Source organism: Streptomyces sp. 6N223 (assembly GCF_052246635.1).
In the GTDB taxonomy this organism is placed as follows: Bacteria; Actinomycetota; Actinomycetes; order Streptomycetales; family Streptomycetaceae; genus Streptomyces.
The window spans coordinates 15,547-30,185 of record NZ_JBQQCA010000044.1 but is presented as its reverse complement, the minus strand read 5'-3'; the positions used below and the strand labels follow the sequence as shown (position 1 = coordinate 30,185).

The window sequence follows — 14,639 nt, the reverse complement described above, 5'->3', positions numbered from 1 at the left end:
GCGCCCGGTGAGGATGGTGCCCATGCGCTCGAGGATCTTCGAGGTGTGGGCGCCCCGGGCCGGGCGCGTCACGCTCCACCTCTCCGGCCGTCCGCTGGCGATGCGGCCGGCGGACGGCCGGGAGGGCTGGTGGCGGGCCGAGGCCGCGGCCGGGCCCGGCGCGCGGTACGGCTTCGCGCTGGACGACGGCCCCGTGCTGCCCGACCCGCGCGCCCGCCGCCTGCCCGACGGGCCGGAGGGGCCGGCCGCGGTCTTCGACCCGGCGGCGTACGCCTGGCGCCACCGGTGGGCCGGGCGCGGGCTGCCGGGCGCGGTGCTCTACGAGCTGCACGTGGGCACCTTCACCCGGGAGGGCACCTTCGCGGCGGCGGCCGGGCGGCTGCCGCACCTGGCCCGGCTGGGCGTGACCCACGTGCAGCTCATGCCGGTGTGTCCCTTCCCCGGGCGGCACGGCTGGGGGTACGACGGCGTGGCGCCGTGGGCGGTGCACGAGCCGTACGGCGGGCCCGAGGGGCTGCAGCGCTTCGTGGACGCCGCCCACGGCCACGGGCTCGGCGTGGTGCTGGACGTGGTCCACAACCACCTGGGCCCCTCCGGCAACCACCTCCCGGAGTTCGGCCCGTACTTCACGGACCGCCACGAGACGCCGTGGGGCTGGGCCGTCAACCTCGACGGCCCGGGCTCGCCGGAGGTGAGGGCGTACCTCATCGGCAGCGCCCTCGCCTTCCTGCGGGACTTCCGGCTGGACGGGCTGCGTCTCGACGCGGTGCACACGCTGCTGGACGACTCGCCCCGGCACTTCCTCGCCGAGCTGTCGGCCGCCGTGGACGGGCACGCCGCGCAGCTCGGCCGCCCGCTGTTCCTCGTGGCGGAGTCGGACCAGAACGACCCGGCGACGACCGAGCCGCGCGGGGCCGGCGGGCGCGGGCTGCACGCCCAGTGGAACGACGACTTCCACCACGCGCTGCACGCCGCCCTCACCGGCGAGTCGCAGGGCTACTACGCCGACTTCGCGCGCGCCCCGATGGCGGCGCTGGCCAAGACGCTGACCGGCGGTTTCTTCCACGACGGCACCCACTCGGCGTTCCGGGGCCGCCCGCACGGCCGGCCGTTCGACCGCGCCGCGACGCCCGCCCGCCGCCTCGTCGGCTACGCCCAGACCCACGACCAGGTCGGCAACCGGGCGCTCGGCGAGCGGCTGGCCGCGCTGGCCGGGCCGGAGCGGGCGGCGCTGGCGGCGGTGCCGGTGCTGTGCGGGCCGTTCACGCCGATGCTCTTCATGGGTGAGGAGTGGGGCGCCACCACGCCCTGGCAGTTCTTCACGGACCATCAGGATCCGGAGCTGGCGGCGGCGGTGCGGGACGGGCGGCGCCGCGAGTTCGCCGCCCACGGCTGGGCGGCGGGGGAGATCCCCGACCCGCAGGACCCCGCCACCCGGGAGCGCTCGTGCCTCGACTGGCCTGAGCGGCCCGAGCTGGTGTGGCTGTGGGCGTGGCACCGCAGCCTGATCGGCATCCGCAACGCCCACCTGCCGCACGATCTCGCCCTCGCCGACGTCTCCGTCCGCTTCGACGAGGACGGCCGCTGGCTGCTGGCCGACGTCGGCCCGCTCACCCTCGCGCTGAACCTCGCCGACTCCCCCGCCACCGTCCGCGTGGGCCCGGGCAGCCTCACCCGGCTGGCCACCACCCACCGCTGCCCGCCGCCGGGGCGGCCGGGGCGGCTGCGGATGCCGCCGCGCTCGGCGATGGTGCTGCTGCGGGCGGAGTGACGGGCGGCGCGGGCGGCGCCCTGTCATGCCTCCCGGACGACGGCGGCGAAGCGGCGGGCGACGGTTCGCCACGCGGCGGCGGAGGCCGCGTCGTCGGCCTCGGCCTCGCGGTACAGCCGCTCCGGGTCAAGGCCGCGCTCCCGGAGCCCGGCCGGGTCCCAGCCGCGCAGCTGCCCGGCCGCCGCCTCGGGGTGGAACTGCACGCCCCACGCGGCCGGGCCGAGCCGGAACGCCTGGTGGGGGCAGGCCGCGGTCTCCGCGAGCCACACCGCGCCGGGCGGCAGCGCGGTGATGGCGTCCACGTGGCGTTCGATGGCGGGCACGCGGGGCGGCAGGCCGCCGAAGAGCGGGTCGCCGGCGGCCTCGGGGCGCAGGGTGATCGGGGTGCTGCCGATCTCGGGCGGCCCGCTGTCCGCGGCCACGGCGCCGCCGGTCACGTGGGCGAGGAGCTGGCCGCCGAGGCAGATCCCGAAGACCGGCGTCCGGCGCGCCACGGCGGCGGCGACGAGGGAGCGGGTGGGCCGCAGCCAGGGCGCGCGGGCGTCGTCGTCGGGCATGAAGCCGCCGCCGAGCACGACGACGGCGGCGTGGCCGGGCCCCGGCTCGGCGGGGACCTGGCCACCGTCGTAGGCGTGGACCACCTCCGGCGCGACCCCGGCCTCCTCCAGCCAGGCACCGAGGCGGCCGGGCCCGCCGCCGCGCGTGTTCTGGATCACCAGGGCGCGGGGCGCGGCCGGAGGGCTCAGCTCTCCTCCAGCCGGATGGCGATGGAGTTGATGCAGTACCTGAGGTCGGTGGGGGTGCCGTACCCCTCGCCCTCGAAGACGTGGCCGAGGTGGGAGCCGCAGGCGGCGCAGCGGACCTCGGTGCGGGGGCGGCCGGGCAGGGAGTGGTCGGGGCGGGTCTCGACGGCGTCGGTGTCGGCCGGGTCGTAGAAGGACGGCCAGCCGCAGTGCGAGTCGAACTTCGTCTCGGAGCGGAAGAGCTCCGCGCCGCAGGCGCGGCAGGCGTAGACGCCGACGGTCTTGGTGTCGGTGTACTCGCCGGTGAAGGGCCGTTCGGTGCCCGCCTCGCGCAGCACGTGGTACTCCTCGTCCGTCAGGTGCGCGCGCCACTCCTCGTCGGACTTCTCGACCTTGTATGCCATGGCTGTTGCCTCCTTCTGCGACGCTTACGACGCTGAGCGCTCCGTGAGCCGGTCGAGGACGCGCGGCCCGAGATCGGTGACGTCGCCGGCTCCCATGGTGAGAACGAGGTCCCCGGGCCGGGCCATTCCCGCGATCAGCGCGGGCGCCGCCTCCTTGGCGTGCTCGGCGCGGACCTCGGCGCCGCGCGCGCGGGCGGCGTCGAGGATGATCTGGCTCGTCACGCCGGGGAGGGGGTCCTCCCGGGCGGGGTAGATGTCGAGCACCACGGAGGCGTCGGCGCGGGCGAGGGCGTGGCCCATCTCGGCGCCGAGCTCCCGGGTGCGGCTGAAGAGGTGGGGCTGGAAGAGGACCAGGACGCGGCCGCCGGGGGTGGCCTCCCGGACGGCGGCGAGGTCGGCGGCCATCTCGGTCGGGTGGTGGGCGTAGGAGTCGATGACGCGGACGCCGGCCGCCTCGCCCTTGAGCTGGAGCCGCCGCGCGGCGCCGGTGTAGCTGGCCAGCGCCCCGGCGAGCCCGGCGGCCGGAACGCCGAGGGCCACGCCCGCCGCCAGCGCGGCCACGGCGTTGTGCGCGTAGTGGCGGCCGGGGACGGAGACGGGGACGATGAGCCGCTGGCCGTCCAGCTCGACGGTGACCTCGCTGGAGAGGCCGGTGGGGGTGACGCTGACGACGCGGGCGTCGGCGTCGGCCGCCTCGCCGTACGTCGTCAGGCGCAGGTCCTCGCGGCCGCCGTCGCACAGCCGGGCGGTGAGCTTGCGGGCGCCCTCCTGATCGGCGTTGATGACGAGCGTGCCGCCGGGCCGGATCCGCTGTGCGAAGGTCTCGAAGGACTCGTAGACCTCCTCCATGGAGGCGTAGTTGGCGTGGTGGTCGAGCTCGACGTTGAGGATGACGGCGACCTCGGGCGCGTACCGATGGAAGCTGCGGTCGGACTCGTCGGCCTCGGCGACGAAGATCTCGCCCTCGCCGTGTTCGGCGTTGGAGGCGGGGGCGTCCAGGTCGCCGCCGATCGCGTACGAGGGGCGCAGCCCGAGGGTGCGCAGCGCGACGGCGAGCATGGAGGTGGTGGTGGTCTTGCCGTGGGTCCCGGCGACGGCGACCGTCCGCCGGCCGGACATGAGGGCGGCGAGCGCCTCGGAGCGGTGGAGGACGGGGATGCCGCGCAGCCGGGCGGCGGCCAGCTCGGGATTGCTGTCGCGGATGGCGCTGGAGATCACCACGCAGGTGGCGTCCCCCGCCAGGTGGGCCTCGTCGTGGCCGAGGTGCACGCCCACGCCCAGCGCGCGCAGCGCCGTGGTGGTCTCCGACTCCCGCGCGTCGCTCCCGGCCACCTCGGCGCCGCGCAGCGCGAGGATCTTCGCGATGCCCGACATCCCCGCGCCGCCGATGCCGATGAAGTGGGGGCGTTCCATCGTGGCCGGGATGGCCTGGGTCATCGGAGCTCCTTGACTTCGGTGGTGTGGCGGGTGACGCGCTCGCCCCCCGATTGTCGCATCGCGCGCCGGTGCCCGGCCGACGCCGACTCAGGCCGGGCTCAGGCCGGGCTCAGGCCGGGCTCAGGTCCGGGCTCACTCGGCGTGCGCGAACAGCCTGAGCACCGGCACGCCGACCTTGTGCCGGGCGCGGGAGGCCCAGTCGCGGTGAAAGAGCTCCTCCACGAAGTGCGGCGCGGTCAGCACGATCACCTCGTCGGCGCCGGTCTCCTCGACCACGGAGGAGAGCCGGTCCAGCGGATGGTCGTCGACGAGCTGGCCGACCGCCTCGGCGCCGGCCTCGCGCAGCGCGTGGACGGAGTGGTCCAGCGCCCGCTCGGCGGGCCGCCGCGCGTCCTTGCCCTCGGGCTCCTCCGCCTCGCGCACGGCCTCGCCGAACTCGCCGAGCGCGACGTCGTCCAGGGCGCGCAGCAGCCGGTCCTGGTCGCCGCGCGGCTGCATCAGCACGACGAAGGAGAGGCGCTCCTCGCCGTGCAGGGTGGTGACGAGCTCGACGTCGGTGGGCACCAAGGGTTTTTCGATCATGAGAACGGTCGTGATCACGGCGAGTGCCCTTCTGTGGGGCCGGGGCCCCCGCACACCCGGCAGAAACCATCCTTCCCCGCGATGGCACGCGGGCGTTGCGCTGCTTAAGTCTGCCCACAACAGCATAAGCGGAACGTCACATTCCGCAGATTGTCCGACCTGGAACCGTCCCCGCCCGGTGCCTTTCAGAGCCGCCGGTAACGGGCGAAGAGAAAGCCGGATTCCGCGAGCAGATCGGTCAGCTCCACCTCCTGCGGGTCGGTCGGTTCGGGGCCGTCGAGCACCCGGGCGGCCCCGCCGAGGGCGAGCCGGGGGGCCGTGGTCAGGCACAGTTCGTCGAGTACCCCCGCCGCCGCGAGCTGACCCAGCAGGCGTGGCCCGCCTTCGCACAGCAGCCGGGTGTGGCCGCGGGCGGCCAGCTCCGGCTTGACGCGCGAGGGGTCGACGCCGGGCCCGCGCCCTGCCACCACCACCTCTGCCCCTGCGCCCCGTGCCGCCGCCACGCGGTCCGGGGGCGCGGCCTCGCCGGTCAGCACGATGGTGGGCACCCGCGCCTCGGTGAACAGCGGCAGGGAGAAGTCGAGCTCCAGGCTCGCGCTGACCACGGCGATGGCCGGGGCCGGCGGCTGTCCGGCCGCCTCCCGCCGCCCGGCGAACTCCGGCCGGCGGCGGGCGGGCCGGTAGCCCTCCCGCCGCACCGTCTCCGCCCCGACGACCACGACGTCCGCGAGCGCCCGCAGCACCCCGAAGACCCGCTTGTCGGCCGGGCCCGACAGGGGCTCGGAGCGCCCGCCGAGGTGGGCGGCGCCGTCGAGCGAGGCGACCATGTTGGCCCGCAGCCAGGCGCCGGCCTGCCGTCCGGCGGCGTCGGCCCCCGCGGCGTCGGCCCCGGCCGGGTAGGCGTAGGCGTCGGCCAGCTCCAGCGGCTCCCAGGGGCGGTCCTCGGCCTCGTGGGCCGGGACGGGGGCGGGGAACAGGCGTCGCATGGGGCGCAGTCTGGCACACCCGCCGGCACGCCCGGCGCGCCCTGCGTGCGCCTGCGCTGGGACAGCGTGTCCGTCCACCCCCTGGCGCTCTCCGCCCGCCATCCCGAGGTGCCCGCCGGGCGGCTGGTCGCGGAGCTGGTGCCGCCGCCGCGCTTCGACGAGGTGCGCTTCGGCTCCTACGTCCCCGACCCGGCCCGGCCCACGCAGCGGCAGGCGGTGAAGGCGCTGGAGGCGTTCGCCGCGCTGTGGCACGCGCTCCCCGCCGCGCCCGAGCGGAACGCGTTTGCACCTTCGTCCATCTGACGAAGGTGCCGACGCGCTCATCTTTCAGCGAGCTGCACGCGCCCTGGCCGGGCACCGGCTGCTGTGCTTGACATCCTCCCTCAGCTGAAGCCGAGGGATTCCAGCCCCTTCGGGCTGAGGTTCACGGGCGCTCGACCGCTGGTGCGATGTCACCCCTCCGGCGTGTCCCGCCGCGACATGATCAGCTGACAGATCGGCTGCGGCGCTCCGCGGCACACGGTCAAGGGATTCGATCCCCCACCGGCTGGAGCTGGCTGGCGGACGCGGGCGTGCGGCTGGCCGCCACCTCCAACACGCTGCCCGGCAGGCTGGGTGAGGGCCGGTTCGCGGCGGCCGGCTTCCTGCGCGAGATACAGGGCCTGGCCGCGCGCTTCACCACGCTGCGCGTCGACGGCGAGGACTACCGCCACCGGGGCCTGCCCTCCGCCCCGCCGCCCCGCCCCGAGGCGGAGGTCGCGCGCCTGGCCCACCGCCTGCCCGGCGCCAGCCTCGACGCCTTCCCCGCGCTGCTCGACCACCTGGCCCGGGTCCACCCCAGCCGCTACGGCGCGCTGTGCGAGGGCGTGGGCGTCGTCTGCCTGACCGGCGTGCGGCCGGTGCCCGACCAGGCGACGGCGCTGCGTCTCGTGGTGCTGGCCGACCGGCTCTACGACCGCGAGATACCGGTGCTGGCCGCGGGGGCGGCGTTCGACGAGCTGTTCGGCGAGGCGATGCTGAACGGCGGCTACCGCAAGAAGTACCGGCGGGCCGTCTCCCGCCTGACCGCCCTGGCCCGGGAGGCCGACCGGCTGGCGGCGTGAGCGGCGCGCCCGTGCCCGCCCTACGCCAGGCCCGCGATCAGGTCGGCGATCGGCTTGCGGCGGCCGGTGAAGAAGGGGACCTCCTCGCGGACGTGCCGCCGGGCCTCGGAGCCGCGCAGGTGACGCATGACGTCGACGATGCGGTGCAGCTCGTCGGCCTCGAAGGCGAGGATCCACTCGTAGTCGCCCAGCGAGAACGCCGCCACGGTGTTGGCCCGCACGTCCGGGTACCCGCGCGCCATCCTGCCGTGGTCGGCAAGCATCCGCCGCCGGTCCTCCTCCGGCAGCAGGTACCAGTCGTAGGAGCGGACGAAGGGGTAGACGCTCACGTAGTCGCGGGGGGTCTCCTCGGCCAGGAAGGCGGGGATGTGCGCCTTGTTGAACTCGGCGGGGCGGTGCAGCGCCATGTTCGACCACACCGGCTCCAGGGCGCGGCCCAGGCGGGTGCGGCGGAAGAGGTTGTACGCCTCCTGCAGCGCCTCGGCGGTGGCCGCGTGCCACCAGATCATCAGGTCGGCGTCGGCCCGCAGCCCGGAGACGTCGTAGGTGCCGCGCACCGTGACGTCCTTGGCGGCCAGCTGCTCGAACAGCTCCTCGGCCTCCTCGGCGAACGGGCGGCGGTCGGTGGGCAGGGGCTCGCGCAGCCGGAAGACCGACCAGAGGGTGTAGCGGATGGTGTCGTTGAGCTCCTTGGCTCGCTTCCCGGCGTTCGTCGTGCGCTCAGTGCTGCGGTCCGTCATGACGCCATTGTCTCCCCGCTACTCCGCCGCCGGTTCCCCGGCCCGGTCCGCCCGTTCCCCCGCCCGCTCGAAGAGCTCCAGGGTCTCCTCGGGCGGGCCGGGCGACAGCGTCCTCAGCAGCTCGCGCGCGGCCTGCTCGCCGCTGGCGACGCAGGCGGGGATGCCGACGCCGTCGTAGGAGGCGCCCGCCAGCCGCAGCCCGGGCAGCGCGGCGAGGTAACGCCGCACGCGCGCGACGCGGTCCCAGTGTCCCACCGGATACTGCGGCAGCCCGTCGGGCCAGCGGGTGACGAGCGCGTCCACCGGCCGGGCGGCCAGCCCCGTCGCCTCCGACAGGTCCGCCAGCGCCGCCCGCACCAGGTCGGCGTCGTCCCAGCCCAGCGGGGCGGCGTTGCCGAACCGCCCGAACGAGGCGCGCAGCAGGAACAGCTCGGGGACGGCGGCGGCCACCCAGTCCCACTTGCCGCTGGTGAAGGTGGCCCCCTTGATGGCGCGGCCGTCCACGCTCGGCACGAGGAAGCCGCTGCCCCGGGGCAGCCGGGCCAGGTCGTCGCGGCGGAACGCCATGGTGACGATCGCCACCGAGGCGTACTCCACGGCGGCCAGCTCCCCCGCGGCGGCGGGCGCCTCCGCGGCCAGCAGGCGGGCGGCGACGGCGGCCGGGGCGGCGAGCACCACGCCGTCGGCCGCGAGCGAGCGGCCGTCGGCCAGGGCCACGGCCCAGCCGCGCGCGGTGGGCCGCAGCCCGGTCACGGCGGCGCCGGTCTCCAGCTCGCCGCCGGCGGCGCGGCAGGCGGCCACGACCGCGCCGGGCAGGGTCCCGAGGCCGCCCTCCAGGCCGGCGAAGACGGGGTCGCCCGGCTTGCCGGCGGCGGGGTTCCGCAGCACGGCGCGCACGGCCCCCAGCAGCGAGTCGTGCTCGCGCGCGGCCTCGAAGAGGCGGGGGACGGCGGCGCGCATGGAGATCTGGTAGGCGTCGCCGGCGTAGACGCCGCCGAGGAGCGGCTCCACCAGCCGCTCGACGACCTCCGGGCCCATCCGCTCGGCGACCAGGCCGCCGATGGCGACGTCCTCCTCGATCGCCAGCGGCGGGAGCTCGGCGTCGCGGGCGACCCGCGCCAGGCCGGTGTCGGAGAGCACCCCGGCCAGGGCGGCGGCGGTACCCGGCACGCCCATGACGTGCTCGGCGGGCATGGGCCGCAGCGCGCCCCGGGTCCAGATCGAGGCCCCGCTGAGCGCGGGCGAGCGCAGGGCGTCGCAGAGGCCGACGGCCCTGGCGAGGTCCATCCCCTCCGGGCGGCGGGCGAGCATCGACTCCGCGCCCACGTCCACCTCAACGCCGGCGATCCGCCCGCCGCGGAGCTTGCCGCCGAAGCGCTCGGACGCCTCCAGCACGGTGACGCGAGCCCCGGCGGTAAGCAGCCGGTGGGCGGCCGCCAGGCCGGAGATCCCACCGCCGATGACGATCACATGCATGGCTCCACTCTCCCAGACGCCGACCGGTGTCCGAGCGTGACCTCTTCGGAACCGGGCGCCAGAAACCCGGCACCGCCCGGACACGTCCAATCGCCGTTCACGAGGGCGCAACCGAAGGAGTCCCCATGAAAGAGCCGGTCATGGCCGCGGCCGCCCGCCGCCGCGGCGCTCGCGCGACGGCGCTGCTGGCGTTCCCGCTCGCGCTGCTGCTGGCGCTGACCGCCTGCGGTCGCTCCGGCGACGGCGACGGCGGCGGCGCGTCCGCGGACTCAGCGCAGGTGGAGGGCGGCGAGGCCGCGCGGGAGGAAGCGGCGCAGGGGGCGGCGGACGCCTCCGGCCAGGGCGCCGACGCCGGGGCGGCGGCCGACCGGGCGGACTCCCCCCGGCTCGCCCCGGAGCACCGGATCATCACCGCCCGCCTGACGGTCCTCACCGACGACGTGGCGGGCCGGTACGCCGAGGCCGTCTCGCTCGCCGAGGCGTCCGGTGGCTACGTCAGCGAGGAGAGCACGGACCGCGACTCCCGGGGGCGCGAGCGCTCCACCGTCACCCTGCGGGTGCCGCAGGACCGGTACGAGGAACTGCTGTCGGAGCTGTCGGACCTCGGCGAGCTGTCCGGGCGGGAGGTGACGACGGAGGACGTCACCGACCAGGTGGTGGACGTGGAGAGCCGCATCGCCACCCAGCAGGAGAGCGTCGACCGCGTCAGATCGCTGATGGAGGACGCGGTCTCGATCGACGACATCGTCATCCTGGAGGGCGAGCTCAGCACCCGGCAGTCGGACCTGGAGGCGCTCCAGTCGCAGCAGGAGTCGCTGCGCGGCCAGACGGCCATGGCCACGGTCACCCTGCAACTGCGCGAGCCGGACGCGGAGCCGCGCGGCGGCGAGGAGGACGACGACTCCTCGGCGCCCTCGATCGGCGCGGCGCTGTCCGGCGGGTGGGGGGCGTTCGTGACGACCCTCGCCTGGTCCGGGGCGGTCGTCGTCGCCGTGCTGCCGTTCGCCGCCGCGCTGGCGCTGCTGGCGCTGGCCGGATGGGCGTGCCGCCGGCGCTGGCCGGCCCGCGCGGGCTCGGACGAGCCTGCCCCGAGCACCGAGTGACGCGAGCCGGCGCGGCTAGCGGGCGGTGTGCTCGTGGACGTACGCCACGAGCCGGGTGAGGGCGTCCGGGTCGGTCTCCGGGAGAACGCCGTGCCCGAGGTTGAAGACGTGCCCCTCCAGGCCGGCGGCGGCGTCCAGCACCCGCTGGGCCTGGGCGGCGACGGCCTCGGGCGGCGCGAAGAGGACGGCGGGGTCGAGGTTGCCCTGCAGCGCCAGCTCGTGGCCGACGCGGCGGGCCGCCTCGTCCAGCGGCACCCGCCAGTCCACGCCGACGACGTCGGCCCCGGCCTCGCCCATGGAGCCGAGCAGCTCGCCGGTGCCGACGCCGAAGTGGATGCGGGGTACGCCGTAGCCCGCGACGGCGGAGAAGACCTTGGCCGAGGCCGGGAGGACGGCCCTGCGGTAGTCGGCCGGGGCGAGGGCGCCCACCCAGGAGTCGAAGAGCTGAACGGCCGAGGCCCCGGCCTCGATCTGCACCCTGAGGAAGGCGGCGGTGATGGCGGCGAGCCGGTCGAGCAGCTCCGACCACAGCCCGGGGTCGCCGTACATCAGGGCCTTGGTGTGCTCGTGGTGGCGGGAGGGGCCGCCCTCCACGAGGTAGCTGGCGAGCGTGAAGGGGGCGCCGGCGAAGCCGATCAGGGGCGTGGCGCCGAGCTCGGCGGTGAGCATCCCGATGGCCTCGGTCACGTACTTGACGTCGTCCGGCTCCAGCGGACGCAGACGCGCCAGGTCCTGGCGGCTGCGGAAGGGCCGGGCGACGACCGGGCCGACGCCGGGCCGGATGTCGAGGTCGACGCCGATGGCCTTGAGCGGGATGACGATGTCGCTGAAGAGGACGGCGGCGTCGACCGCGTGGCGGCGCACCGGCTGGAGGGTGATCTCGGTGACCAGCTCGGGCCGCATGCAGGAGTCCAGCATCGCTATGCCCTCGCGCGCCTTGCGGTACTCGGGCAGGGAGCGCCCGGCCTGGCGCATGAACCAGACCGGCGTGTGCGGCACCGGCTCGCGGCGGCAGGCCCGCAGGAACGGAGAGTCGGTCACGGCGGCGTTCGCCGGGCGATTCGCAGTCACGTGCGGCAGTCTTTCATGTCCGGCTTTCATGTCCGGCCCTCTGTCCGGCCGGACGTCCCGAGCGCGCTGCCGGGTGTGGCTACCACCGTGCGGGGCCGTGGGAGCCTAGGGTTACCCGCCATGGCAGCGTCTCGCACTCACACGGCGGAGGAGTCCGGAGATATGCACGACCCCCTGGCGGGGGCGCCGCCGACCTTCCGGCAGGCGGTGGCGGCGCTGGAGGCTGCCGGGCCCCGGCCCGAGGTGCGGCTGGCGCCGCTGCCCGCGCCCCGGCGGATGGCGCCCTACGCCCACGCGCTGTCGGCGACGGTGGGGGTGGACGGCGAGGAGCTGGCCGACGGCCGCTTCGTGCTGCTGCACGACCCGGCGGGCGAGGAGGCCTGGCGGGGCGCGTTCCGGGTGGTGACGCTGGCCAGGGCCGACCTGGAGCCGGAGCTGGGCACGGACCCGCTGCTGCCGGAGGTGGCCTGGTCGTGGCTGACGGAGGCGCTGGACGGGCGGGGCCTTGAGCGGTGGGAGCCGAGCGGCACGGTGACGCGGGCGGGTTCGGCGTTCTTCGGCGGCCTCGCCGGGCGGCCGCCGCGCGCCGAGCTGGAGCTGCGGGCTTCGTGGACCCCGGCGGACATGGCGGCGGTCGGCGGGCATCTGCTGGCGTGGTGCGGGCTGCTGGCGCAGTGCGCGGGGCTGCCGCCGGAGGGCGGGAGCGGAGCGGTGACCGCGCTGCCGCGGCGGCGCGGGCCGCGCTGGACGTGAGCGGAGGGCCGGGCCCCGGCGTCCGCCGTGATGACGAGCGGGGATGACGCCGGGATGACGAATCACCGGTTCGTGATCATTCTCTAAAGGCGCCGGGCTCTCCTGCCGAAGGATTCAGTGACCCTTCCATCCGGATCACCCTGACTTATCGGCATAAGTCGGTTCACGTGGATCCTCCCCACCCCCCGTCTCCAGGAGGCCCGGTGTCTGTTCTTCTTGAGCACCCAACAAGCCTGGTCGCCTACCGCCCCAACAAGCCGACCGCCATGGTCGTCGTGGCCGACCCTCGCGTCCGTTCCACCGTGACCCGCCATCTGTGGGCCCTCGGCGTGCGGGATGTGATCGAGGCGTCGTCCATCGCGGAGGCCCGTCCCCGAGTCGCCAATCCGCGCGACATCTGCGTCGCCGACGTTCATCTCCCCGACGGTTCGGGGCTGACCCTGCTGTCCGAGACCCGCGCGGCGGGCTGGCCCAACGGGCTGGCGCTGTCGGCCGCCGACGACATCGGCGCGGTGCGCAACGCCCTGGCCGGCGGCGTGAAGTGCTACGTCGTCACCGGCACCCGGAACAACCTCGGCCCTCCGGTCCGGCACGGCGCCGCGCACATCGGCGCGGCCGCCGCCCGGATGCACCGCCGCCCGCCGGGCGCGCCCCGTCACCAGGGCGGCTACCGGGAGCTGTCCGGGCGCGAGGTCGAGGTGCTGCGGCTGGTGGCGGAGGGCCAGTCGAACAAGGCGATCGGCGTCTCCATGGGGCTGTCGGCGCTGACCGTCAAGAGCCACCTCGCCCGCATCGCGCGCAAGCTCGGCACGGGCGACCGCGCCGGGATGGTGGCGGTGGCGCTGCGGACCGGCATCATCCACTGACCGGACGAACCCTCCCCGGCGAGCCGGTGGCGCCGGAGGGGCGGCTGGCGTCCCGCCGCACGCCCGCCGAGTTCGCTCAGTATTCACCGCCGGACGCCCGCCCACCTGCCCGTTCCGCCGCCCAACGCCGTTTGCGCAGGTCGTCCGCCGACCCGGACGACCGGCCCCGCGCCCCCTCATCGGGGCGCGGGGAGACGTCGTGTACTGTGCGCACACAGTTACCCTTGACAGGTGACCGACGCTCAGCAGACCGCCGAAGCCTCCCCTGAAGTCTCCACGCGCGAGCCATCAGGTCCGGCGCCGGTCCCCCTGCTGGCGCCACGGGAGGGAGTGCCCCCGGTCACCGCGGACCCCGAAGCCCTCGCCGGCGTCGTCAGCGCCTTCGCGGCGGGCACCGGCCCGGTGGCCGTCGACGCCGAGCGGGCCTCCGGCTACCGGTACGGGCAGCGCGCCTACCTGGTGCAGCTGCGCCGCGCGGGCGCGGGCACCGCCCTGGTGGACCCGGCCGCCGTCCCCGACCTCTCCGCCCTCGGCGAGGCCCTGGCCCAGGCCGAGTGGGTGCTGCACGCCGCCACTCAGGATCTGCCGTGCCTGCGGGACATAGGCATGGTGCCGACCCGGCTGTTCGACACGGAGCTGGCCGGCCGCCTGGCGGGCTTCGCCCGGGTCGGGCTCGGCGTGATGGTCGAGACGGTGCTGGGCTACAGCCTGGAGAAGGGGCACTCGGCCGTCGACTGGTCCAGCCGTCCGCTGCCCGAGCCCTGGCTGCGGTACGCCGCCCTCGACGTGGAGCTGCTGGTGGACCTGCGCGACGCGCTGGAGGAGGAGCTCAGGCGGCAGGGAAAGCTGGAGTGGGCGCTGGAGGAGTTCGCCGCCATCGCCGCCGCTCCCCCGCCGCCGCCGCGCAAGGACCCCTGGCGCCGCACCTCCGGGCTGCACAAGGTGCGCCGCCGCCGCCAGCTCGCCGTCGTCCGCGAGCTGTGGACGGCGCGCGACCGGCTGGCGCGGCGCCGCGATCTCTCGCCCGGCAAGGTGCTCTCCGACGCGGCGATCATCGCCGCCGCCCAGGCGCTGCCGCCGGACGTCAAGACCCTGGCCGGGCTGCACGGCTTCGGCCACCGGATGGGCCGCCGCCAGCTCCAGCAGTGGCAGTCGGCCATCGACCGGGCCAGGGAGCTGCCGGAGGCGGAGCTGCCCCAGCCGGGGCTGCCCGCGGAGGGCCCGCCGCCGCCCCGGGCCTGGCCCGACCGCGACCCGGCCGCCGCCGCCCGGCTGGCCGCCGCCCGCGGCGCGGTCACCGCGCACGCCGAGGAGCTGCGGCTGCCCCAGGAGAACCTGCTGGCCCCGGACGTGGTGCGGCGGCTGTGCTGGGAGCCGCCGGCCGAGCGGACGCCGCAGGCGGTCTCGGAGGCGCTGCGCGGCCTGGGGGCGCGGGAGTGGCAGATCGAGCAGACCGTCGAGGCGCTGACCGAGGCGCTCGGTGCCACGGCCTGAGCCGGGGGGCGCGGCCCGGGCACGCGGCCGCGCCGGAACGCGCCCGGCCCCGGGGGGAATCCCTGGTGACGGGCCTTGCCACGCTGTTACCCGCGAGTAGCATGGGTGGT

The 14,639-nt window shown here is 76.1% G+C and carries 14 protein-coding genes and 1 pseudogene; 7 read left to right on the top strand and 8 right to left on the bottom strand.

The annotated features are described in order from the left end of the window. The first annotated feature begins 13 nt into the window (after positions 1-13). Positions 14-1,771: a malto-oligosyltrehalose trehalohydrolase gene (treZ, locus tag ACTWQH_RS23920; protein WP_443288805.1), complete on the top strand. Its 1,758-nt coding sequence runs from the start codon at positions 14-16 to the stop codon at positions 1,769-1,771. A gap of 23 nt (positions 1,772-1,794) precedes the next feature. Here the strand turns inward: treZ and ACTWQH_RS23915 are convergent, their stop codons facing one another. The 5 genes from ACTWQH_RS23915 to ACTWQH_RS23895 form a co-directional block, all read right to left on the bottom strand. Continuing rightward, complete coding sequence (locus ACTWQH_RS23915; protein ID WP_443288804.1) at positions 1,795-2,490, bottom strand: type 1 glutamine amidotransferase; 696 nt, start codon at positions 2,488-2,490, stop codon at positions 1,795-1,797. A gap of 23 nt (positions 2,491-2,513) precedes the next feature. Beyond that, positions 2,514-2,918 carry a peptide-methionine (R)-S-oxide reductase MsrB gene (msrB, locus tag ACTWQH_RS23910; protein WP_443288777.1) on the bottom strand — a complete coding sequence of 135 codons (405 nt, stop codon included), beginning with the start codon at positions 2,916-2,918 and terminating at the stop codon, positions 2,514-2,516. 24 nt (positions 2,919-2,942) lie between these two features. Beyond that, complete coding sequence (gene murC, locus ACTWQH_RS23905; RefSeq protein WP_443288776.1) at positions 2,943-4,355, bottom strand: UDP-N-acetylmuramate--L-alanine ligase; 1,413 nt, start codon at positions 4,353-4,355, stop codon at positions 2,943-2,945. A gap of 132 nt (positions 4,356-4,487) precedes the next feature. Further along, the gene (locus tag ACTWQH_RS23900) at positions 4,488-4,955 is read right to left on the bottom strand and encodes an indole-3-glycerol phosphate synthase (RefSeq protein ID WP_443288775.1); all 468 of its coding nucleotides are present in this window, start codon (positions 4,953-4,955) and stop codon (positions 4,488-4,490) included. Positions 4,956-5,122: 167 nt separating this feature from the next. Further along, on the bottom strand, positions 5,123-5,923 hold the full coding sequence (locus tag ACTWQH_RS23895; protein WP_443288774.1) for a pyrimidine reductase family protein: 801 nt from the start codon (positions 5,921-5,923) through the stop codon (positions 5,123-5,125). A gap of 66 nt (positions 5,924-5,989) precedes the next feature. Here ACTWQH_RS23895 and ACTWQH_RS23890 point away from each other — a divergent pair, with 66 nt between their 5' ends. Then, complete coding sequence (locus ACTWQH_RS23890) at positions 5,990-6,226, top strand: hypothetical protein (protein ID WP_443288773.1); 237 nt, start codon at positions 5,990-5,992, stop codon at positions 6,224-6,226. Between the two features lie 254 nt (positions 6,227-6,480). Further along, positions 6,481-7,026 (top strand): annotated as a pseudogene (gene zapE, locus ACTWQH_RS23885) (AFG1/ZapE family ATPase); the annotation flags it as partial. 20 nt (positions 7,027-7,046) lie between these two features. On the opposite strand, the gene hemQ reads toward zapE, so the two are convergent. Together hemQ and hemG are read right to left on the bottom strand one after the other, a co-directional pair. Beyond that, entirely contained in the window at positions 7,047-7,766 is a 720-nt protein-coding gene (gene hemQ / locus ACTWQH_RS23880; protein ID WP_443288771.1) for a hydrogen peroxide-dependent heme synthase, read from the bottom strand. An 18-nt stretch (positions 7,767-7,784) separates the two neighbouring features. Beyond that, positions 7,785-9,242 carry a protoporphyrinogen oxidase gene (gene hemG / locus ACTWQH_RS23875; protein ID WP_443288769.1) on the bottom strand — a complete coding sequence of 486 codons (1,458 nt, stop codon included), beginning with the start codon at positions 9,240-9,242 and terminating at the stop codon, positions 7,785-7,787. A 125-nt stretch (positions 9,243-9,367) separates the two neighbouring features. Between hemG and ACTWQH_RS23870 the strand changes: the two genes are divergently transcribed. Then, the gene (locus tag ACTWQH_RS23870; RefSeq protein ID WP_443288767.1) at positions 9,368-10,345 is read left to right on the top strand and encodes a DUF4349 domain-containing protein; all 978 of its coding nucleotides are present in this window, start codon (positions 9,368-9,370) and stop codon (positions 10,343-10,345) included. 15 nt (positions 10,346-10,360) lie between these two features. Here the strand turns inward: ACTWQH_RS23870 and hemE are convergent, their stop codons facing one another. Next, positions 10,361-11,446, bottom strand: coding sequence for a uroporphyrinogen decarboxylase (gene hemE, locus ACTWQH_RS23865; protein ID WP_443288766.1), 1,086 nt, complete (start codon positions 11,444-11,446; stop codon positions 10,361-10,363). Between the two features lie 90 nt (positions 11,447-11,536). On the opposite strand from hemE, the gene ACTWQH_RS23860 reads away from it, so the two are divergent. From ACTWQH_RS23860 to ACTWQH_RS23850, 3 genes are all read left to right on the top strand, one after another. Beyond that, a complete protein-coding gene (locus ACTWQH_RS23860; protein WP_443288765.1) occupies positions 11,537-12,169 on the top strand; it encodes a DUF3000 domain-containing protein in 633 nt (210 codons plus the stop codon). Between the two features lie 203 nt (positions 12,170-12,372). After that, entirely contained in the window at positions 12,373-13,035 is a 663-nt protein-coding gene (locus ACTWQH_RS23855) for a LuxR C-terminal-related transcriptional regulator (RefSeq protein ID WP_443288764.1), read from the top strand. Positions 13,036-13,266: 231 nt separating this feature from the next. Beyond that, positions 13,267-14,529 (top strand): HRDC domain-containing protein, encoded by a 1,263-nt coding sequence (locus ACTWQH_RS23850; protein WP_443288763.1) that lies wholly within the window; start codon positions 13,267-13,269, stop codon positions 14,527-14,529. Positions 14,530-14,639 lie beyond the last annotated feature (110 nt).